The 20,478-nt window shown below is 53.7% G+C and carries 21 protein-coding genes; all 21 read left to right on the top strand.

Going from position 1 to position 20,478, the window contains the following annotated elements:
- Positions 1 to 43: 43 nt before the first annotated feature.
- The 21 genes from ACI48J_RS25365 to greA all read left to right on the top strand — a co-directional run bounded on the left by ACI48J_RS25365 (position 44) and on the right by greA (position 20,323).
- Positions 44 to 763, top strand: a complete 720-nt coding sequence (locus ACI48J_RS25365; RefSeq protein WP_405080804.1) for a hypothetical protein — start codon at positions 44 to 46, stop codon at positions 761 to 763.
- The gene (locus ACI48J_RS25360) at positions 747 to 1,667 is read left to right on the top strand and encodes a protein kinase domain-containing protein (protein WP_405080803.1); all 921 of its coding nucleotides are present in this window, start codon (positions 747 to 749) and stop codon (positions 1,665 to 1,667) included. The genes ACI48J_RS25365 and ACI48J_RS25360 overlap by 17 nt, the downstream gene beginning before the upstream one ends.
- A gap of 85 nt (positions 1,668 to 1,752) precedes the next feature.
- Positions 1,753 to 3,273 carry a tRNA lysidine(34) synthetase TilS gene (tilS, locus tag ACI48J_RS25355; RefSeq protein ID WP_405080802.1) on the top strand — a complete coding sequence of 507 codons (1,521 nt, stop codon included), beginning with the start codon at positions 1,753 to 1,755 and terminating at the stop codon, positions 3,271 to 3,273.
- A 40-nt stretch (positions 3,274 to 3,313) separates the two neighbouring features.
- Entirely contained in the window at positions 3,314 to 3,853 is a 540-nt protein-coding gene (hpt, locus tag ACI48J_RS25350; protein ID WP_009671909.1) for a hypoxanthine phosphoribosyltransferase, read from the top strand.
- 95 nt (positions 3,854 to 3,948) lie between these two features.
- Positions 3,949 to 5,925, top strand: coding sequence for an ATP-dependent zinc metalloprotease FtsH (gene ftsH, locus ACI48J_RS25345; RefSeq protein ID WP_326053436.1), 1,977 nt, complete (start codon positions 3,949 to 3,951; stop codon positions 5,923 to 5,925).
- A 213-nt stretch (positions 5,926 to 6,138) separates the two neighbouring features.
- Positions 6,139 to 7,077 carry a quinolinate synthase NadA gene (nadA, locus tag ACI48J_RS25340; protein WP_009671902.1) on the top strand — a complete coding sequence of 313 codons (939 nt, stop codon included), beginning with the start codon at positions 6,139 to 6,141 and terminating at the stop codon, positions 7,075 to 7,077.
- 40 nt (positions 7,078 to 7,117) lie between these two features.
- The gene (gene nadB / locus ACI48J_RS25335) at positions 7,118 to 8,749 is read left to right on the top strand and encodes an L-aspartate oxidase (protein ID WP_326053439.1); all 1,632 of its coding nucleotides are present in this window, start codon (positions 7,118 to 7,120) and stop codon (positions 8,747 to 8,749) included.
- Positions 8,730 to 9,599 carry a carboxylating nicotinate-nucleotide diphosphorylase gene (gene nadC, locus ACI48J_RS25330; protein WP_405080801.1) on the top strand — a complete coding sequence of 290 codons (870 nt, stop codon included), beginning with the start codon at positions 8,730 to 8,732 and terminating at the stop codon, positions 9,597 to 9,599. The genes nadB and nadC overlap by 20 nt, the downstream gene beginning before the upstream one ends.
- Complete coding sequence (locus tag ACI48J_RS25325) at positions 9,596 to 10,369, top strand: type III pantothenate kinase (RefSeq protein ID WP_326053443.1); 774 nt, start codon at positions 9,596 to 9,598, stop codon at positions 10,367 to 10,369. Before nadC ends, ACI48J_RS25325 begins: the two co-directional genes overlap by 4 nt.
- Positions 10,370 to 10,392: 23 nt before the next feature.
- Positions 10,393 to 11,268, top strand: coding sequence for an Hsp33 family molecular chaperone HslO (hslO, locus tag ACI48J_RS25320; protein ID WP_326053445.1), 876 nt, complete (start codon positions 10,393 to 10,395; stop codon positions 11,266 to 11,268).
- Between the two features lie 18 nt (positions 11,269 to 11,286).
- Complete coding sequence (locus tag ACI48J_RS25315; RefSeq protein WP_405080800.1) at positions 11,287 to 12,237, top strand: peptidylprolyl isomerase; 951 nt, start codon at positions 11,287 to 11,289, stop codon at positions 12,235 to 12,237.
- 112 nt (positions 12,238 to 12,349) lie between these two features.
- The gene (cysK, locus tag ACI48J_RS25310) at positions 12,350 to 13,288 is read left to right on the top strand and encodes a cysteine synthase A (RefSeq protein WP_326053449.1); all 939 of its coding nucleotides are present in this window, start codon (positions 12,350 to 12,352) and stop codon (positions 13,286 to 13,288) included.
- Between the two features lie 293 nt (positions 13,289 to 13,581).
- Positions 13,582 to 15,180, top strand: coding sequence for an anthranilate synthase component I family protein (locus ACI48J_RS25305; RefSeq protein WP_405080799.1), 1,599 nt, complete (start codon positions 13,582 to 13,584; stop codon positions 15,178 to 15,180).
- Between the two features lie 23 nt (positions 15,181 to 15,203).
- On the top strand, positions 15,204 to 15,791 hold the full coding sequence (gene pabA / locus ACI48J_RS25300; RefSeq protein WP_405080798.1) for an aminodeoxychorismate/anthranilate synthase component II: 588 nt from the start codon (positions 15,204 to 15,206) through the stop codon (positions 15,789 to 15,791).
- Positions 15,792 to 16,670, top strand: coding sequence for an aminodeoxychorismate lyase (pabC, locus tag ACI48J_RS25295; RefSeq protein WP_405080797.1), 879 nt, complete (start codon positions 15,792 to 15,794; stop codon positions 16,668 to 16,670).
- Between the two features lie 21 nt (positions 16,671 to 16,691).
- Positions 16,692 to 17,522 (top strand): dihydropteroate synthase, encoded by an 831-nt coding sequence (folP, locus tag ACI48J_RS25290; protein ID WP_405080795.1) that lies wholly within the window; start codon positions 16,692 to 16,694, stop codon positions 17,520 to 17,522.
- Positions 17,523 to 17,611: 89 nt separating this feature from the next.
- Complete coding sequence (gene folB, locus ACI48J_RS25285) at positions 17,612 to 17,980, top strand: dihydroneopterin aldolase (protein WP_326053460.1); 369 nt, start codon at positions 17,612 to 17,614, stop codon at positions 17,978 to 17,980.
- Positions 17,977 to 18,513 (top strand): 2-amino-4-hydroxy-6-hydroxymethyldihydropteridine diphosphokinase, encoded by a 537-nt coding sequence (folK, locus tag ACI48J_RS25280; protein WP_405080793.1) that lies wholly within the window; start codon positions 17,977 to 17,979, stop codon positions 18,511 to 18,513. Before folB ends, folK begins: the two co-directional genes overlap by 4 nt.
- Positions 18,465 to 18,677: a helix-turn-helix domain-containing protein gene (locus tag ACI48J_RS25275; protein ID WP_009671865.1), complete on the top strand. Its 213-nt coding sequence runs from the start codon at positions 18,465 to 18,467 to the stop codon at positions 18,675 to 18,677. Before folK ends, ACI48J_RS25275 begins: the two co-directional genes overlap by 49 nt.
- Before the next feature lie 11 nt (positions 18,678 to 18,688).
- Positions 18,689 to 19,699 carry a tRNA dihydrouridine synthase DusB gene (gene dusB, locus ACI48J_RS25270; RefSeq protein WP_326053465.1) on the top strand — a complete coding sequence of 337 codons (1,011 nt, stop codon included), beginning with the start codon at positions 18,689 to 18,691 and terminating at the stop codon, positions 19,697 to 19,699.
- A gap of 147 nt (positions 19,700 to 19,846) precedes the next feature.
- Positions 19,847 to 20,323, top strand: a complete 477-nt coding sequence (gene greA, locus ACI48J_RS25265) for a transcription elongation factor GreA (protein WP_042235239.1) — start codon at positions 19,847 to 19,849, stop codon at positions 20,321 to 20,323.
- Positions 20,324 to 20,478 lie beyond the last annotated feature (155 nt).

Below are 20,478 nucleotides of genomic sequence, written 5' to 3'. Positions count from 1 at the left end.
TGGCGAAACTAGTAAGAACATTCATAGGTTGGAGGCGGAAGAGATGAAACAGATCCTACTAATCACCGACGGCTGTTCGAACGTCGGAATCAGCCCGGCGGCCGCTGCGGCGGAAGCCCGCGCGGAAGGTATTACCGTCAACGTTATCGGTGTCGTTGACCAGGGCGAGCTCGGACTGCTCGGCGCCGAGGAAATCCGCGAGATTGCGAAAGCCGGCGGCGGCATGAGCCGGATCGCAACCCCGCAGCAGCTGTCGCAGACCGTGCAGATGATGACGCGCAAGACCGTGACGCAGACGGTGCAGCAGGCGGTCAGCCGGGAGCTGCAGAGCATACTCGGCAGCGGGGACATGACCGAGCTGCCTCCTGCACAGCGCTCCGAGGTCGTGCGCGTCATAGACGAGCTTGCGGAGAGCGGTTCCCTCCGCGTCGCGCTGCTGGTGGATGCCAGCGCCAGCATGAAGCCGAAGATGGCCGCGGTGCGCGAGGCCATCTCCGATCTGCTGCTGAGTCTCAAGGCGCGGAGCGGGACAAGCGAACTGGCGGTTTTTCATTTTCCGGGACGGCATGACGGTGACCCTGATGTGGAAATGGATTCGGGCTGGACGTCAAATCTTGCAAATCTGGATAAGATGTTCTATAAATTAAACATGAAGGGCACCACCCCTACCGGACCTGCCATGCTGAAAGTGGCGGCGTACGTAGCGGGTAAACCTATCTATTCAGACGATGAGGACGGGATGCTGCGTGACTACGTCGTATGAGCCTGCCCTGCCGCTCGGTACGACCCTTAAGGGGATCTGGAACGGCAGAACTTATACGGTTGTGCGCGGACTGGGTTCGGGAGCGAACGGCCAAGTGCTGCTTGTACGCAGAGGCGAGCGCCGGTATGCGATGAAGATCGGATACGATCCTCTCGACCATCAGTTCGAAGTAAACGCCCTGCAGTCCCTTTCCAAAACGGATACGTCGTTCAGCCGATTTTTGCTGGATGCCGACGATGCGGAATTCGAGGGACGCCGCTTGTCGTTTTTTATCATGCCTTACATACAGGGCCTTTCTTTATCGAAATACATACGGACCTACGGCAAGGACTGGATTTACGTGATCGGATCGAATCTGCTTAAAAAGCTTACGGAGCTGCACCGCAGCGGGTTTATCTACGGGGATCTGAAATCCGACAATCTTGTTCTTACGGAGCATGGAAGCGTGGAGCTGATAGATTTCGGCGGAATGACGGCCAAGGGGCGTGCGGTTAAGCAGTTTACGGAAATTTTTGACCGCGGCTACTGGTGTGCGGGAGAACGGGTTGCGGAGGAGAGCTACGATTTGTTCTCGTTCGCCGTTCTGATCATCAAAACGCTGGATGAACGCGACGCATTCCGCCCTGCCTTGCAGGCCCTTCCTCAGAACCGGAATATCTCCATGCTGGAGGATATCGTCAAAAGCAGCGAGCGGATGAGAGGCTTGGCCCCTTTTTTGCTGAAGGCTCTGAATAACCGGTTTGCTTCTTCCGAAGAAGCGCTGGCCGTATGGAGGGAACAAGCGAAGAGGGCGCGCGGTATCAAAGTCCCGGCCGGACGCAAAGAAGCCCCCGGGATCGTTCTGTTTTTGACGATATCTTTGATTGTTTTGCTGGGAACGATCGTTTACTTTTATCTGGACTGAAAAAAGGTCAGGACTTCCGCCCTTTCGTTACAAGGGCCGATTAAAAAGGGTGCTGCAGCAGTTGACGGAAAGCGGGGAAACAATCATGGAAGGGAAGCGGCTGCCCAGAGAGGCTGACCATAGGGAGCCCGGCAACAAAGGATTGGACCCGGGATTCCGGGTCCGTGCGGCCGTCGAGAGCCGTATAGCCGAAGAGAAGCTGCTGGAACCGGGCGATACCATCGTTGTAGCCGTTTCGGGAGGGCCCGATTCGGTTGCGCTTCTTCATTTGCTGTACGGGATGTCGGGTTCAAGGAATTGGCGCCTCATCGTAGCGCATGTCAATCACCGGTTCCGGGGAGAGGAATCCGACAGAGAAGCGGCATTCGTCGCTTCCTTTGCGGAGCGTCTCGGATTGCCCTGCGAGTCGGCTTTTATCGATGTGCCTGCTTATATAGAAGAAACAGCCTTGAACTCTCAGGTCGCGGCGCGGCGGAAACGGTATGAGTTCCTTTTTGAGACGGCCCGCAAGTATGGCGCAAGCAAAATCGCGCTCGCCCATCACGCGGACGATCAGGCCGAGACGATTCTGATGCGGATTTTACGGGGCACCGGGCCCGGAGGATTAACGGGAATACCCGAGCGGCGAGCCGAAAAAAAAGTGGAACTCGTCCGGCCTATGCTTCGTATATACAAGAAAGAGGTAATTAGTTATTGTGATTTCCTGGGGCTCGCTTACTGCCGGGACAGCAGCAACGATTCCCGGAAGTATTTCCGGAATCGGATACGGCTGGATGCGATGCCATATTTGCGCCAATATAACGATCAGCTTCCGGAGTCCTTGAACCGGCTGGGCGAAATCATGACGGCCGAGAACGATTATATGGACCGCGAAGCTGACCGCGTGTATGCTTCCGTCGTCAAGGACGAGGCGGGTGCAGCGAGTTTGGATCGGGGTGATTTTGTTCACTTGCACGTCGCTTTACAAAGGCGTGTGATTAAACTAATATTAAATTATCTCGCTTTTCAAGAGGAAAACGTCGATTATGCAAGATTAGAGGCGATTCGTACGGTAATTGTGCAGGACAGTCCCTCCAATCTCACATGGCCAATCGACGGACGCATTGCCTTGATTCGTGAGTACGAACGTATCTGCTTTCGATCCGAGACATCAGCCAGGTCGGGGGATGCGGCTTTTTTGCATCAAGTGGACTTGCAGCAGCCGTTTCTGCCTATTCCGGAAGCCGGAGTGACCTTTGGTTTTAAGGCCGAGGAGCGGGATGGAGTCGGCGGCGCCGATATTCCGGCGGCAGCCTGCCCCGACGAGGCTTGGTTTGACCTTGATGCCCTTCGGATGCCGTTGTCGGTGAGAAACCGGCAAGCCGGGGACCGTTTGGACGTGTTTGGTTTAAACGGCACCAAAAAAGTAAAAGATATTCTCATGGATGCCAAAATACCGCCCAGCCGCAGAGACCGGCTTCCGCTGCTTATGGATGCAGAAGGAAGGGTTCTGTGGATACCGGGCGTTCGTCGTTCCCGCCATGCGCTTGTCGGACCGGGAACCGTACGTTGGTTGCACATCCGGATTGAGCCCCCGGTGACTGAGGGAAACGGCCTTGGAGAATGATTTGTCACAGTTTTCATATTATTAAGTAGGGGGAGCATCCTTGTTTAACGACATTCAAGAAGTTTTTTACTCGGAGGAACAAATCCAAGCTAAGGTACAGGAGCTTGGAGCCCAGATATCCAAAGACTTCGAAGGCCGCAATCCGCTTGTGATTTGTGTGCTTAAAGGAGCCTTTATTTTCATGGCGGACCTCGTTAAGCAGGTTACGATTCCGCTTGAGCTTGATTTTATGGCAGTATCCAGCTACGGACAATCGACCAAGTCGTCGGGCGTCGTCAAAATCATTAAAGATTTGGACGTCTCCGTAGAAGGACGTCACGTACTGATCGTCGAAGATATTATCGACAGCGGTTTGACCCTGAGCTACCTCATTGACGTGCTTGAGAGAAGAAATGCCCAGTCCGTGTCTGTGGTTACTCTGTTCAACAAACCTGCCAGACGGTCCGTCGATCTGCAGCCCGATTATGCCGGTTTTGAAATTCCGGATGCGTTTATCGTAGGCTACGGGCTTGATTATGCCGAGAAATACCGCAATCTTCCTTACATCGGTGTTCTGAAACCAGAGATTTACTCTTCTTAAGAACACCCGGGTATGTCCCACGGCCGGCTTTGTTGTGATGCTAAGACATGCTGTGGTAAAATATAAAAAGTGTGTCGTTTGAGAGGAGGTAGCGGATGAATCGCTTTATCCGGAATACCGGTTTTTATTTATTGATTTTCCTGGTAACAGTCGGTATTGTGCATTTCATTAGTACGCAGAACGATCAAAAAGAAGCGATTACCTACAACCAGTTCCGGCAGGAATTAACGTCCAAGAACGTCGAGAAGCTTCAAATTAAAGTCGACGGGGGCACGTACCTGATCAACGGGCAATACAAGAATCCTAAGGCGGCGGATAAATCTACATTCGTTACCCGTGGTCCATTTGATTCACGTGTAGTAGAGCTGATCGAAACAGCGGGGGTTCAAGAAGAGTATCTGAAAATGGAAGGCGACAGCGTTTGGATTTCGTTCCTGACGTCCATCATTCCGTTTGTGATCATCTTCGTCCTGTTCTTCTTCTTGATGAACCAGGCTCAGGGCGGCGGCGGCAAAGTCATGAATTTCGGCAAAAGCCGTGCACGCTTATATAATGAAGAGAAAAAGCGCGTCACGTTCGAAGACGTAGCCGGTGCGGACGAAGAGAAACAGGAATTGGTCGAAGTCGTCGAATTCCTTAAAGATCCGCGCAAATTCTCTGCAGTGGGAGCCCGCATTCCGAAAGGCGTGCTTCTCAACGGTCCTCCGGGGACCGGTAAAACCTTGCTTGCCCGTGCTGTCGCGGGTGAAGCCGGAGTTCCGTTCTTCTCCATCTCCGGTTCCGACTTCGTGGAAATGTTCGTCGGTGTCGGTGCTTCCCGTGTACGGGATCTCTTCGAGAATGCGAAGAAGAACGCGCCTTGTATTATCTTTATCGACGAGATCGACGCCGTCGGCCGTCAGCGGGGCGCAGGCCTCGGAGGCGGACACGACGAGCGCGAGCAGACGCTCAACCAGTTGCTCGTCGAGATGGACGGATTCGGGGCGAATGAGGGAATCATCATCGTCGCGGCTACCAACCGTCCGGACATTCTGGATCCGGCGCTTCTTCGTCCGGGACGTTTCGACCGTCAGATTACGGTTGACCGTCCGGATGTGAAAGGCCGCGAAGCGGTCCTCAAGGTTCACGCACGCAACAAGCCGCTGGCCAATGACGTAAGATTGGACTCCATCGCGCGTTACACCACCGGTTTTACGGGTGCCGATTTGGAGAACCTGCTTAACGAAGCGGCGCTTATCGCAGCGCGCCGCAACCGCAAAGATATCTCGATGGCCGAGATCGAAGAAGCTTTCGACCGTGTTATCGTAGGTACGCAGAAGAAAAGCCGTGTAATCAGCGAGCGCGAGAAGCGTACGGTAGCTTACCATGAATCCGGTCACGCCATCATCGGTTACTATGCCGAGAATGCGGACATGGTTCATAAGGTAACGATCGTTCCACGCGGCCGCGCAGGCGGTTACGTGATGATGCTTCCTAAAGAAGGCGAAGACCGGATGATGCAGACCAAGAACGAGCTGCTCGACAAGGTCACCGGACTTCTTGGCGGTCGCGTTGCCGAAGAAATCTTCATCGGCGAGATCGCGACAGGAGCATACAGCGACTTCCAGAAAGCGACCGGAATCGTTCGCAAGATGGTCATGGAATTCGGTATGAGCGACAAGCTCGGCCCGATGCAGTTCGGCAGCAGCCAAGGCCAAGTATTCCTAGGCCGCGATATCGGTCATGAACAGAACTACAGCGATGCGATCGCTTATGAAATCGACCAGGAAATGCAGCTGATCATCCGGGAGTGCTACGACCGGGCGAAGCAGATCCTGAATACTCATAAGGATAAAGTTCACCTTGTCGCTCAAACGCTTCTCGAAAGAGAAACGCTCGATAAGGAACAGATCGTGGAGCTTCTTGAGAAAGGTCAAATTTCGGGCAATGAGGATATTAAAGTGACGATCCAGGGACAGGATGACAGCGTTAAGCCGGAACCTGCGCCTGAAATCGAACTGAAAACCGAAACGCCTGAACGGACCAAACTGAATCCGGATAAACCGGATGATGAAGGCAACAACCAGGCATAGCCGATAGAACTGAGTATACAACCGGATGTCCCCGCGGACGTCCGGTTTTTTCATTTTAGCGGCCGGATTTGCGGATTGACACGTCCAAGCATGTTGTGTAAATTTAGTTGTGATACTTGAATTGCCTTTTACAAAGAGTTCACAAGGGTGAGAAGGCGATCGCCATAGCTATTCATCATAGGGCGTGCCGCTTCATATAAGGAGGATGCATTCATGGAGGCATTGGCTCTCGAAAGAAAAGCCGAGCAGAACAGACTGCTGAAAGAGCGAATTTTAGAGCTTAAGAAAGAACGCAATGCCATTATTCTCGCTCATTACTACCAGCGTGACGAGATTCAGGAAGTCGCCGATTTCCGCGGGGATTCATTTCTTCTGGCTCAGAAAGCCGCTGAAACCGATGCAGATGTTATCGTTTTTTGCGGAGTACACTTTATGGGGGAAAGCGCTAAAATTCTCGCTCCTACCAAGACGGTGATTATTCCCGACGAACGGGCCGGCTGCCCAATGGCCGACATGGTGAACGTGGAAGGATTGCGGGCTCTGAAGAAAGAGCACCCCAATGCGAAGGTTGTTGCCTACATCAACACGTCAGCGGAAGTGAAGTCCGAAACGGATATCTGCTGCACATCCGCAAATGCAAGAAAAGTCATCGAATCGATCGATGCCGAGGAGATTATCTGGGTACCGGATAAAAATTTAGGCGACTATGTATCAAAATTCACAAACAAAAAAATGATCATCTGGGAAGGCTACTGCAACACCCACGATATGCTGACCGTCAAAGATGTCGAGGAAATGAAGGCGGCTCATCCCAACGCGCAATTCGTGGTTCACCCGGAATGCCGACCGGAGGTTGTGAAGCTCGGAGATTTCGTAGGCAGCACGACGGCCATCATCAAGTACTGCCGTGAATCTGATTGCCAGGAGTTTATCGTCGGAACGGAAGACGGAACAGGCTATCAGCTTCGTTTAGACAGCCCTAATAAAACCTTTCATTTTGCCACAAAATACCTGGTATGCCCGAATATGAAAGTAAACAACTTGAAAAAAGTCGTCCGGTGTCTGGAAACCATGCAGCCTGAAATCTATGTGGCACCGGAAGTGGCTGAAAAAGCAAAGCTTTCCTTAGAGCGCATGTTACAAGTAAAGTAGCATGCGCTACTCTCTTTGTTGAAGGCACGGGTGAACCGCCATGATACCTAGATACTTAACGGATACGGATTTGACAGCCATTCCGCACTATAAAACCGACGTAATCATTATCGGCGCAGGAATTGCCGGTTTATTCACGGCCCTGCAGGCCAGCGCTTCTCAACGCGTGCTTTTGATTACGAAGAAATCGCTTCTGGACAGCAACACCCGGTATGCCCAAGGTGGAATTGCCGCTGTAATTTCCGATGAAGATTCGCCTGAGTATCATCTGCAGGATACGCTTGTCGCTGGCGCGGGCTTGTGTTCGCGAGATGCCGTGGACGTACTGGTTCATGAAGGACCGCAGGGCGTACAGGACCTGATCCGGATGGGGACGCAGTTTGATTTGGAAAACGGGGAAATCGCCCTGACCAAAGAAGGCGCTCACAGCCAGCGGAGAATTCTCCATGCGAACGGGGATGCGACCGGCGCTGAGATTGTGAGGGCGCTTTCCGAAAATACCAAGAATAACCCGTCCATTGAAATTTGGGATGATCATATTGTGATTGATCTGATTACGGTTGATGGGGAATGCTGCGGGGCTCTGGTTCAAAAGCCCGATGGGCAGCGTGTATATGTCCAGGGCAACGCGACCGTGCTTTGCACAGGCGGTGCGGGTCAGTTGTTCCGCTACACGACTAATCCGGACGTTGCGACCGGAGACGGGGTGGCGATCGCTTACCGTGCCGGAGCTGACATACGTGATATGGAGTTTATCCAGTTTCATCCGACCGTGCTTGTTTACCCGGGAGCGCCGCGTTTTCTGATTTCGGAGGCGGTCCGCGGTGAGGGCGCTTATTTGCGCAACATCAAAGGGGAGCGGTTTATGGAGAAATACCATCCCCAGCTCGAGCTTGCCCCCCGAGATGTAGTAGCCCGCGCGATCGTCAGCGAAATCGAGGAGACGGGCTCCAGTTTCATCTACCTGGATATAACCCATGAGCCGGAACAGATGATCCGGCACCGGTTTCCTACCATCTATGAAACTTGTCTGTCATTCGGACTGGACTTGACAAGCGATTGGATTCCCGTCGCCCCTGCCGCCCATTATATGATGGGAGGGGTAAAGACCGATCTGCATGGGGAAACCAACATAAAGAGGCTGTTCGCCTGCGGGGAAGTATCCTCTACGGGTGTACACGGAGCCAATCGGCTGGCGAGCAATTCGTTATCTGAAGCGATTGTTTTCGGACGCCGGATTATAGATCGTATCCGGTCACTTGCCCCGCTTCTGAACGAGGTGCCTCAGACGGGTCAGGAAACCGCTGCCCGTACGGAGCTGCCGAAACAGGCAATGGTAGAGAAAAAATTGAAGTTGCAGAAGGTCATGGTTCGTTATGCGGGAGTCCGCCGGGATGCGGCCGGGCTTCAGCGGGGACTTGACGAACTTAAACGGCATCTGCCGTCCTTCGACTCATGCCTTACCCGCAGGGAAGATTATGAATTCGCTAATTTGCTGACCTGTGCGCTGCTGACAGCCGAAGCCGCGCTGCGTCGTGAAGAAAGCCGCGGCGGGCATTACCGGGAAGACTTTCCGCAGCGGAGAGACGAGCAGTGGCTTAAACATACCGTATTAAACCGTGAATGTGGTCTGACGGAGGAGTGGATACTTAATGATGGAATTAAACTTTAAACAAATACGGCAGAACATCAAGTTGTGGCTCGACGAGGATATCGGAACGGGCGATGTGACCACGATGTACACCATCCCCGCGGACCAGCAGAGCAAAGGGATCATTCATCTGAAAGAATCCGGAATTGTGGCGGGCCTGCGCGTAGCTCAGGAAGTATTCGCGGAAGTGGACAAGAACCTGGTGTTTTCGCCGCAGGTAAAGGAAGGGGAGTTTGTTTCCAAGGGGACGGTAATAGCCATCGTGACTGGAAACACTCGGAGTATCCTGAAGGGAGAACGGCTTGCTCTCAATCTTCTTCAACGGATGTCCGGTATCGCCACGCGTACGCGTCAATATGTGAACGCGCTGGAGGGTCTTCCTACCCGGCTCGTCGATACACGGAAAACGACACCGGGGCACCGGATGCTTGAGAAATACGCCGTACGAGTCGGCGGCGGGTTTAATCACCGCTACGGCCTGTACGATGCCGTCATGATCAAAGATAATCACATCAAGGGTGCAGGTAGCATTACGGCGGCAGTCCGTGCGGCTCGTTCGAGAATCCCTCATACGATGAAAATTGAAGTAGAGGTGGAGAACTTCGAACAGTTGGACGAAGCCATTGCGGTTGGCGCCGATATTATTATGCTGGACAATATGAAAGCGGCCGATATGGCCAAAGCCGTTTCCATCGTAAAGAGCCAGGCTCCCCATGTATTGGTGGAAGGCTCCGGTTCCGTTACGCTGGAAACGATCAAATCGCTGGCGGAAACAGGGGTACATGTGATTTCCGTCGGAAGACTGACCTACTCCGTGTCTGCGCTTGATATCAGTCTGGATCTTAACGAGCAGAAAGGAGTTTCCTTGTGATTTTAGTCGTAGACGTTGGCAACACCAATATAGTCCTGGGCATTTATCAGGGTACCGAATTGCTTCATCACTGGCGGCTCGGCACGAATCGCTCTGCGACCGTGGACGAGTACGGGATGATGTTTCATAACCTCTTTCAATATGCCGGCATTGATATCCAGCAGATTGAAGGGGTCATTATTTCATCCGTTGTTCCGCCTCTGATGTTTGCGCTGGAACACCTTTGTTTAAAATATGTGAAGAGAACGCCGCTTATCGTAGGGCCGGGCATCAAGACGGGGCTCAACATCCGGGTCGATAATCCGAAGGAAGTGGGGGCGGACCGGATCGTCAATGCCGTGGCTGCGCTCGAGCTGTATGGCTCTCCTTGCATCATTGTTGATTTCGGTACGGCGACCACGTACGATTATATAGACAAGGCCGGACAGCTTATCGGCTGTGCGATTGCGCCCGGTATTGGAATATCAACCGAGGCTCTGTATCAGCGGGCGGCCAAACTGCCGCGTATCGAACTGATCAAGCCCAAGAGCGTTATCGGACGCAACACGATATCGTCCATGCAGGCCGGAATCATTTTCGGCTATGTCGGCCAGGTAGACGGAATCGTGGACCGGGTCAAGCAGGAATTCGGCATTGCGCCTAAGGTTATCGCGACTGGAGGACATGCCGAGCTGATTGCAAGCGAATCCCGTACGATCGATGTCGTCGATCCGATGCTGACGCTGGAGGGCCTGCGCCTTATTTATGTTAAAAATGCGAAGCAGGAATAGCTTACAAGAAACGGGGTAACGTGATGAGTGATTATTTAATCCGGGGGACCGCCCTGGAAGGAAGGGTCCGGGCGTTTGCCGTCCTGACGACTTCCATTACGGAAGAACTCCGCCGACGGCACAATACGACACCGACAGCCACGGCTGCCCTCGGGAGAACGGCCGCAGCCGGTCTTATGATGGGCGCAATGCTGAAGGGCGAAGAAAAGCTGACCCTGCAGGTTAAGGGCGGCGGACCTATCGGTTCTATCGTCGTTGACGCGAATTCCAAGGGCGAGGTACGCGGATATGTAGACGATCCGAATGTAGATCTGCCATTGAACGCCAAGGGCAAGCTGGATGTGGCGGGCGCGGTCGGAACGGAAGGCTTTTTATATGTAACGAAGGATCTTGGGCTTAAAGAAAATTACCGCGGCAGCATCCCGATCGTCTCCGGTGAACTGGCCGAAGATTTTACCTACTATTTCGCCAAGTCCGAACAGACGCCTTCGGCTGTTGCCCTTGGTGTGCTTGTGGACGTCGACCGGACGGTCAAAGTCTCCGGAGGGTTCATTATTCAGCTTCTGCCGGGACTGACGGACGATGAAATCACTGAAATCGAAAAGACGCTGGCACAGATCCCGCCGATCACTACCCTGCTGGATCGCGGCGCATCGCTTGAAGAAGTGCTGAAAGAAGTGCTGCCTTCCGTAGAAATCATGGAGCGGTCTGCCGTATCTTTTCAATGCAAATGTTCCCGGGAAAGAGTGGAGCAGACTATCATCAGCTTGGGCCGTGATGAGCTTCAATCTTTAATCGATGAAGACGGACGGGCGGAAGTCGTCTGCCATTTCTGCAACGAAGCTTACCAGTTTGAACGCGAAGAGCTGCAAACTATGTTGGATTCCATCAACAAGTAACAAATCGAGGGAGAGAGCATGCACAATGTAAAAGTGTTGTGGGGAGCTATCCTCGCTTTGTCGATAGGAGTCATTGTCCTCTTGTCGCTACAATTGTCGGAAACGGGACTAGGGAAGAAGTCGGCGGCTGGCGGACGTTCCGGGGAAACTCCTGCCGACGGTCACATCGTGGCCCGGATTACGGGCCGTGAATTTACACAAGGCGAATTGACGGAGAAGTTGACCAAACACTACGGTGCCGAAATGCTCAATCAAATGCTGGACCGCGAGACCCTCCGGCTGGAAGCCCAGGAGCAGGGAGTGGACATCAACGAAGCGGAAATCAGCCGTGAGCTGAAGCGGATGCAGCAGGGCTACGAGAACGAACAAAACTTTTACGACTCGATGAAAGAACAGCTCGGAATGAACAGAGAGGATGTCAGAGAAGACGTGCTCTATAAACTTTTGCTCGAGAAGCTTGCGACGCATGATGTCGAGATAGCAGACGACCGGATTACCAAGTACATACAGGGGCATCCTGACGAATTCAAGCAGACCGCTCAAATTCATCTTCACAAAATGGTCGTGTCCACTCTGGATCAGGCTAAAAAGGCGATGGCCGCCTACCAGGGCGGAGAGAGTTTCGCGACTTTGGCCAGGGACCGTTCTTTGGACGATTCCGGGAGCCAGGGAGGAGATCTGGGCTGGATGCAGGAGGACGATCCGTTCCAGCCGGCGGAGATCATGAAGGCGGCCCGTAAATTAGGGGTCGGCCAATTGAGTGCGCCAATCAAGACCGCGGGAGGATATGCCCTTATTTTAATCACGGAGAAAAAAATGAATACCGGTCCCGACGAAGCGGCAATCCGGGAGAGTGTACGGAAACAGCTCGCCCTGCAGGAAGCGCCTCCTCTTAACGAGTATTTGCTGTCCCTCCGCCAAAAGTGGAAAGCGACCGTTGCCGACCCGGGATTAAACCCGAATTCTTAGAGAATTGTAAGGTGTTGACAAGGGTCTTAGGCACTGATAATATAGGATTATAATACCAACCTAATAACTCGGATATAAATCCTTTTTTTCCAAACCTGGGAGGGTGACACGAATGGCTAAATTGGTGGAAAGCATTACACAGTTAATCGGGAATACTCCGCTTGTAAAATTAAACCGGGTAGTTCCGGAAGATAGCGCGGAAATTTACGTAAAGCTTGAGTTCCAGAACCCGGGAGCAAGTGTAAAAGACCGGATTGCCATCAGCATGATCGAAACCGCTGAACAGGAAGGCAAGCTGAAGCCGGGCGACACGATCGTAGAACCGACGAGCGGCAACACGGGGATCGGTCTGGCCATGGTAGCGGCAGCGAAAGGGTACCGTGCCATTCTGGTTATGCCGGAAACGATGAGCATGGAGCGCCGCAATCTGCTGCGCGCTTACGGCGCCGAGCTTGTTCTGACACCGGGAGCCGAAGGCATGAAGGGGGCTATCCGCAAAGCGGAAGAGCTTCAAGCGGAGAACCCTAGCTATTTTATTCCTCAGCAGTTTAAGAACCAGGCGAACGTCAAAATCCACCGTGAAACGACAGGTCCGGAAATTGTCGAAGCCATCAAAGGTCATGACGGCAAGCTGGATGCTTTTATCGCCGGTATCGGAACAGGCGGAACGATCACCGGTACGGGCGAGGTGCTGCGCGAGAACTTCCCGGGCATCAAAATCGTAGCGGTAGAGCCAAGCGCTTCGCCGGTTCTGTCGGGAGGCAAGCCGGGCCCGCATAAGATCCAGGGGATCGGCGCCGGCTTTGTACCGGACATTTTGAACACGGAAATCTACGATCAGATCATCCCGGTCGACAACGAGGACGCTTTCGAAACATCGCGCCGCGTTGCCCGTCAAGAAGGGATTCTGGGCGGTATTTCTTCCGGTGCGGCGATCTTCGCTGCCCTTAAAGTTGCCAAAGAACTCGGACCCGGCAAACGTGTTATTGCCGTCATTCCGAGCAACGGCGAGCGTTACTTGAGCACTCCGCTTTACCAGTTCGACGAATAGAACCGGATAATATCGGATACGTTCCAAAAGTCTTCAGCAGATCTTGCTGGAGGCTTTTTATTTTGGGCCAATTCAAGTATACTAAGGGACAAATCCGGCGCGAACCGAACCATCGGGTCAATTTTACATGATGCTTTAATCCTGTAAGTGAAATGTTTTCGGTCTTCGAACAGGAAGATCGTGGCGTGCAGCATACGGAATTTGCCGAAAAACACCCTTCGTACCGGTTCGATTAAACGCTAACTTATCTTACCTTACCGCACGAGTATAGAGCAGAATGAGGAGCTGGCTGCATGTCTGCGACAACAATAACGTTAACCACCTTGGCTGACTGGACGGAATGGGCGAAAGCAGGCGCCTATACCTCCGTTCCTTATATAACAAGCATCCCGTGGACGGAAGAAATCAGCACCTGGGAGCATGCATGGAGAACGGCGGGCACACACGCATTCGTACTGGAGAGCGGCAGAGGAGGCCGATATACCTTCCTCGGGCTGCACCCGGTTGCGGCCATATGCGGCAGTGCGGCATCGGCTGAAGCCGCGGAACGGGACGGAGCCTTCCCGAACGGCTGGCGTTCCGTTCCTATGCAAGGCGCTCCGCTGGATACCGTCAAGCGGTGGATGGCCCCCTGGCGCTCCCCGGATATAGCCGGGGCCCCCAAATTCACAGGCGGCTGCGTAGGCTTCTGGAGCTACGATGTCGTGCGGAGCATGGAGAAGCTTCCGGAGCTGGCGGAAGACGACCTTCCGCTGCCGGAATACAGCTTCGCCCGCTACGACGAGGTCTGGGTCTTCGACCGCGAGGAAGGCCGGCTTTACGCGGCCGTGCATACCCCGCTGCCGGCGGAGCCTTCCGCCTCCGACCTCTCCCGGCTCTACCAGGCCGCCGTTCAGCGCTCGGTGAGCATGCTCCGGCTCTGGCACGGGCTGGCCGGGGACGCCGAGGCCGGCGCAAAGCGGCTCCAGCGTGAAGCGGAGTGGCAGGCGCTTGTGAGCGCCGGCGAAGACACCACGCTGGAGGCGGAAGCGGCGGAAGGCGCCAGCCGGGCCTTCCCGCGGGAATCTTTCATCCGCGCCGTCGAGCGGATTCAGGCTTACATCGGGCAGGGGGATGTTTTCCAGGTGAATTTGTCGGTCCGCCAAAGCAGACCGCTCCAAACATCGCCCGAGCAGATCTACGAAGCGCTGCGCATTGTGAACCCGTCGCCCTATATGGGGCTGATGAGGTTCCCCGGCTTCGCGCTTGTGTCGGGTTCGCCCGAGCTGCTGGTCCAGCTTGAGGGCAGGCACCTGCGCACCCGGCCCATCGCGGGCACGCGCCCCAGAGGCCGCACGCCGGAAGAGGACGCCCGGCTTGCGGACGAGCTTCTCTCCAACGAGAAGGAACGTGCGGAGCACGTGATGCTCGTGGATCTGGAGCGCAACGACCTTGGACGGATCGCCCGGTACGGCTCCGTCAAGGTCGATGAGTTTTTCGTGATCGAGCGTTACTCTCACGTGATGCACCTCGTCTCGGAGGTAACCGGCGAGCTGCGGGAAGGCCTGGACGCGTTCGACGTCATCGCGGCCGCATTCCCGGGAGGAACGATAACCGGGGCGCCGAAAATCCGGACGATGGAGATCATTGAAGAATTGGAGCCGGTCCGGCGCGGACCGTATACAGGATCGATGGGATGGATTGACTACAACGGGAATATGGAATTTAATATACTTATACGAACGCTCGTGGCGGCCGGAGGCAGCGGTTATATTCAGGCGGGTGCGGGAATAGTGATCGATTCCGTGCCGGACCGTGAATACGAAGAGGCTCTGAACAAAGCGAGAGCGTTATGGAAAGCAATCCAGTTTAGCGAGCACAGCATGAGCCGAGCAGGGACAGAAGTCCTGTAGAAGAGTAGAGGAGGAAGGCAAGCATGATTCTTGTCATTGATAATTACGATTCGTTTACGTACAATCTGGTACAATATCTGGGTGAGTTAGGGCAGGAGATCGTCGTGAAACGCAACGATGCCATAGATCTGTCGGGCATTGAGGAGCTGTCGCCGGATCACATCCTAATTTCGCCGGGACCCTGTACCCCGAACGAAGCGGGCATCAGCCTTGGCGTGATTCGCCATTTCAAAGGCCGCATCCCTATTCTGGGCGTTTGTCTCGGCCATCAGGCTATCGGTCAGGCTTTCGGCGGCGACGTGGTCCGGGCTGGCAAACTGATGCACGGTAAAACATCTCCGATTCACCATGACGGCAAAACGATTTTCGAAGGCATTCCTTCTCCCTACACGGCAACGCGTTATCACTCCCTGATCGTCCGCAAAGAAACGCTGCCGGATTGTCTGGAAATTAGCGCCACCTCGGACGAAGGAGAGATTATGGGGCTCCGTCACAAAGAGTACCCGATCGAGGGTGTGCAGTTTCATCCCGAGTCCATCATTACGGACCACGGTCTGACTTTGCTCCGCAATTTCCTGGAGCGTACCGTACCGGCGGGAACCGGAGCTTAAATGAAGATTTGGATGAACGGAAATCTGGTAGAAGAAAAAGAAGCGGTCGTTTCCGTTTACGACCACGGATTTTTATATGGCATGGGGCTGTTCGAGACGTTTCGCACGTACAACGGACACCCTTTTTTACTTCGGGAGCATATGGAGCGAATCCGCGAGGGTTGTGCGGAACTGGGCATTCCGTTTCATACGGACGAGACAGGGATGAGGGCCAGAGTGGAGGAGCTTCTTCAGGCTAACGGACTGGAGGACGCCTACTTCCGGTATGCCGTTTCGGCCGGAGTGGACATGCTCGGTTTGCCGGGAGGCGCTTTTTATGAGAATCCCAGCGAGATTATTTACGTCAAAAGCCTTCCGCAGCGGAACGCGGATCAGCCTGCCTCACGTCCCCTTCAGCTGCTGAATCTGCGGAGAAATACGCCGGAAAGCGGACGCAGGCACAAGTCATTCCATTACATGAATAATATCCTCGCCAAAAGAGAAATGATGAACTATCCGTGGGCGCAGGGGGCGGAAGGACTTTTTCTTACGGATAACGGCGGGTATGTAGCGGAAGGCATCGTCAGCAATATTTTCTGGATCAAAGGAGCCGTGTGTTTTACTCCTTCTTTGACTACGGGCATTCTTCCCGGCATTACACGCGCTTTTGTCCTTAAGCTTGCAGATGAGGAAGGCTTGGAAATATGCGAGGGTTTATTTGCCTGGAGCGAGCTGGTTGAGGCGGACGAAATTTTTGTGACGAATTCCGTTCAGGAAATTGTCTCTATAAATGGACTGTTTGATGAACGCGGCGGCTCGATTACCGTCTCACGGGGAACGGCCGGACCAGTTGCGAGCCGCCTGGCTCAGTTGTATCGGGAATGCACGAGATTACTCTAGCCTTAGGAAGTGACTTTTCCAATGATTCGAACGTTGGCAGCAGGAGAGACAAGCATTGAACTCGGACGCCGGACTCTCATAATGGGAATTCTGAACGTCACGCCGGATTCTTTCTCCGACGGAGGCTCCTACACTACTGTGGAGCAGGCGGTACAACACGCGCTGAGCATGGTGGAGGAAGGCGCAGATATGATCGACATCGGCGGAGAGTCGACCCGCCCGGGACACGCGCCTGTCTCGCTCCGGGAGGAGCTGGAACGAGTCGTACCTGTTATCCGGGAACTGGTCCGGCACGTTCAGGTTCCGATTTCGGTGGATACTTACAAAGCGGAGGTCGCGAGGCAGGCGATCGAAGCGGGCGCCCATATCATCAACGATGTATGGGGATTCAAAGCGGACCCCGACATGGCTGGCGTGGCGGCTCAAGTCGGCTGTCCGGTTATTCTCATGCATAACCGCCCGGAGGCCGTATATACGGATTTTCTGCCGGAAGTTCTGCAGGATCTCCAGGAAAGCATTGATCTTGCCTTGAGCGGGGGAGTGAAGAACACGAATATCATCCTCGACCCCGGTATCGGATTCGCCAAAAGCTATGAGCAGAATTTATGGCTGATGAACCGGCTGGAGGCTATTGCGGAACTGGGGTATCCCGTCCTGCTTGGCACTTCCCGCAAAAGCATGATCCGCACGACGCTCGGACTGCCGCCCGATGACGTCATTGAAGGAACGGCGGCTACAACGGCGCTCGGAATTGCGCAGGGCTGCGATATCATCCGTGTACACGATGTTCAGGCAATGAAGCGGGTAGCCGCCATGACGGACGCGATCGTTCGCGGACCCGGGAGTATGTAGAGCCTGAATCTGACCGGTTAGTCTTCTGGATTACGGACCGGCAGTTTTGCGCCTATTCTGATTTTGAGGCTTGAGGAGGAAGACGTGCAATGGACAAACTTATACTGACACGTATGGAGTTTTACGGGTATCACGGCGTTTTTGCCGAAGAAAATAAATTGGGACAGCGTTTTTATGTGGATGCCGAACTGCACATGCCGCTGGACAAACCCGGCCGTACCGATAACATAGAAGATTCCATCAACTATGCGGAGGCTTATGCCGTTATTAAAGAGGTCGTAGAGAAAAGAACCTTTAAATTGATCGAGGCTCTGGCGGAGCAGGTTGCATCCTCCCTTCTTGAAACTTATACTAGTATCGAAGAAGTGACGGTGCGGGTAATCAAACCACATCCGCCTTTCGATATTCATTTTGCAGGCGTAACCGTTGAGATAAGCCGGAAACGGGCGCAATCATGAACCCTGCCGACATCACGACCGCATACATCGCGCTTGGTTCCAACATCGGAGACCGGGAGTGGTATTTAGCCGAAGCGCTTAAGAAGCTGGACGAACATCCGCACGTTCAAGTGCTGGCCTGTTCGGCCATTTATGAGACGGATCCGGTCGGGTATGTGGACCAGGATGCCTTTTTAAACATGGCTGCAGCCGTTCGTACGAGCCTTTCTCCGGAAGGGCTGCTTGCAGTCATGCAGAACATCGAGCAAGTGCTGGGTAGAGTCCGAGACATTCGCTTCGGTCCCCGAACAATTGACTTGGATTTGCTGCTTTACGGGGAGCGGGAGATCCGTACGCCGGATTTGATTGTCCCGCATCCCCGTATGCAGGAGCGAGCGTTTGTGTTAGTCCCCTTGGCAGATCTTTTTTCACATATACCGAACACATCGTTTGCATCCATAGAGAAACAGTTGGCTAAACTGGATGGAAAGGAAGGCGTTATGTTGTGGAAAAAAATGCAGTGGCCCAGCGAATCCGGGCATTCCGTAAGCTGAAAGGATACACCCAGAACCAACTCGCCGAACTGCTCGGCGTTTCAATAGCCGTTCTCGGTTCCATCGAACGGGGAACACGTAAACCGGACACCCGGATGATTCAGAAAATATCCAATGCCCTGGGCATTGAACCGGAGGAGCTTCTTCCGCCCTCCGGCAAATAGGAGGAGAACACATGTTAAAAATAGGCGACGTCGTCGCCCCGAATAACGTTGTACTGGCACCGATGGCAGGCGTATGCAACCCCGCTTTCCGTCTGATCGCCAGAGAATTCGGATGCGGCCTGGTCTGCGCTGAGATGGTCAGCGACAAAGCGATTGTGCACGGCAACTCCCGTACGATGGAGATGCTCTACGTGGACGAACGCGAGAAGCCCCTCAGCCTGCAAATTTTCGGCGGTGATACGGAAACGCTTGTGCAAGCCGCTAAATATGTCGACGCCAATACGAATGCCGATATTATCGATATCAACATGGGCTGCCCGGTGCCCAAAATCACGAAATGCGATGCGGGGGCACGCTGGCTGCTTGACCCTTCGAGAATCGAAGAAATGGTTCGGACGGTAGTGGGCTCCGTGAACAAACCCGTTACGGTCAAAATGCGGATCGGTTGGGACTCCGAGCATATTTACGCGATCGAGAACGCCAGGGCGGTCGAGCGCGGCGGCGGTTCCGCCGTCAGCGTGCATGGCCGTACGCGTGAACAGCTCTATACCGGCAAAGCGGACTGGAACATCATCCGCGACGTCAAGCAGTCCGTCTCCATTCCGGTTATCGGGAACGGGGATGTCGTAACACCCGAAGATGCCAAGCGGATGATCGATGAAACCGGTGTAGACGGGGTCATGATCGGCCGCGGCGCGCTGGGCAACCCCTGGATGCTGTATCGCACCGTACAGTATCTGACCAAAGGCGAGCTGCCTCCGGAGCCGGAAGCCGAAGAGAAAATGCGAATCGCGACCCTCCATATGGATCGTCTGATCAAGCTCAAAGGCGAAAACGTGGCCATCAAGGAAATGCGCAAGCATATGGCGTGGTATCTCAAAGGCATGAAAGGCGCCGCCCGTCTGAAGGACGCCATTATGGAACAGACGACCCGCGACGGTATGGTCCGCATCCTGGACGAATATGCGAGTTCTTTCGACAATATGTCCGATAATCAGGAAGAACAGCCTGCTTTGCACTAAGTAAAGGGGGCGCTGGGTTACATTGACAATTGCAATTGGTTGCCCTATAATCAGGCAATAAGTTGCATCTTTACGTTAAGTTTTTTGAATAAATGAGTGAATTCGTATAGCATTTCCTTGAATTTACACGACGGGAGATAGGTTTGTATGAGTGAAAAAGAAGTGCTCCTTACCCAGGAAGGCCTCAAGAAACTTGAGGAAGAACTCGAACATTTGAAATCGGTGAAACGCCGCGAGGTGGCCGAACGGATTAAAGTAGCCATCGGCTACGGGGATATTAGTGAGAACTCCGAGTACGAGGATGCGAAGAACGAGCAGGCTTTTATCGAAGGCCGCGTCATCACTTTGGAGAAAATGCTCCGCAACGCCCGTATCGTCAATCTGGACGAAGTTGACATCAATACCGTCAGCGTGGGTTCTATCGTAACGCTCAAAGATCTCGAATTCGGCGATCTTGTCGAGTATACGATTGTCGGTACAGCCGAGTCCGATCCTTTCTTGAACAAAATTTCCAACGAAAGTCCTGTCGGCAAAGCGATCCTTGGCAAGCAGAAGGGCGCTAAAGTCGATGTGACGGTACCAGCCGGCGTTATCCAATACGAAATCATGGACATCAAAAAATAAAACCGCTCTTTCGGAGATCATCCGAAACTGCGATTGCAGGAAAAGCTTCCTTTGGAAGCTTTTTTCGCGTAAAATAGACCGTATAATTACGGGCAGCCCGCATAATAAGCGCTGCTTTTCTCCTCTTGGGAGCATCATTGGGAGCGGGAAGGGCA

Source organism: Paenibacillus chitinolyticus (assembly GCF_045038035.1).
Taxonomy (GTDB): Bacteria; Bacillota; Bacilli; order Paenibacillales; family NBRC-103111; genus Paenibacillus_F; species Paenibacillus_F chitinolyticus_A.
This window is presented reverse-complemented; position numbering and strand designations above follow the sequence as displayed.

Excerpts from the sequence above, each read along its gene's own strand:
- nadB (WP_326053439.1), top strand. The coding sequence starts at position 7,118 with ATGATACCTAGATACTTAACGGATACGGATTTGACAGCCATTCCGCAC.
- hslO (WP_326053445.1), top strand. The coding sequence starts at position 10,393 with ATGAGTGATTATTTAATCCGGGGGACCGCCCTGGAAGGAAGGGTCCGG.
- tilS (WP_405080802.1), top strand. The coding sequence starts at position 1,753 with ATGGAAGGGAAGCGGCTGCCCAGAGAGGCTGACCATAGGGAGCCCGGC.
- folB (WP_326053460.1), top strand. The coding sequence starts at position 17,612 with ATGGACAAACTTATACTGACACGTATGGAGTTTTACGGGTATCACGGC.
- pabC (WP_405080797.1), top strand. The coding sequence starts at position 15,792 with ATGAAGATTTGGATGAACGGAAATCTGGTAGAAGAAAAAGAAGCGGTC.
- cysK (WP_326053449.1), top strand. The coding sequence starts at position 12,350 with ATGGCTAAATTGGTGGAAAGCATTACACAGTTAATCGGGAATACTCCG.
- pabA (WP_405080798.1), top strand. The coding sequence starts at position 15,204 with ATGATTCTTGTCATTGATAATTACGATTCGTTTACGTACAATCTGGTA.
- ACI48J_RS25315 (WP_405080800.1), top strand. The coding sequence starts at position 11,287 with ATGCACAATGTAAAAGTGTTGTGGGGAGCTATCCTCGCTTTGTCGATA.
- folK (WP_405080793.1), top strand. The coding sequence starts at position 17,977 with ATGAACCCTGCCGACATCACGACCGCATACATCGCGCTTGGTTCCAAC.
- ftsH (WP_326053436.1), top strand. The coding sequence starts at position 3,949 with ATGAATCGCTTTATCCGGAATACCGGTTTTTATTTATTGATTTTCCTG.
- nadC (WP_405080801.1), top strand. The coding sequence starts at position 8,730 with ATGATGGAATTAAACTTTAAACAAATACGGCAGAACATCAAGTTGTGG.
- ACI48J_RS25305 (WP_405080799.1), top strand. The coding sequence starts at position 13,582 with ATGTCTGCGACAACAATAACGTTAACCACCTTGGCTGACTGGACGGAA.
- nadA (WP_009671902.1), top strand. The coding sequence starts at position 6,139 with ATGGAGGCATTGGCTCTCGAAAGAAAAGCCGAGCAGAACAGACTGCTG.
- ACI48J_RS25365 (WP_405080804.1), top strand. The coding sequence starts at position 44 with ATGAAACAGATCCTACTAATCACCGACGGCTGTTCGAACGTCGGAATC.
- greA (WP_042235239.1), top strand. The coding sequence starts at position 19,847 with ATGAGTGAAAAAGAAGTGCTCCTTACCCAGGAAGGCCTCAAGAAACTT.
- folP (WP_405080795.1), top strand. The coding sequence starts at position 16,692 with ATGATTCGAACGTTGGCAGCAGGAGAGACAAGCATTGAACTCGGACGC.
- dusB (WP_326053465.1), top strand. The coding sequence starts at position 18,689 with ATGTTAAAAATAGGCGACGTCGTCGCCCCGAATAACGTTGTACTGGCA.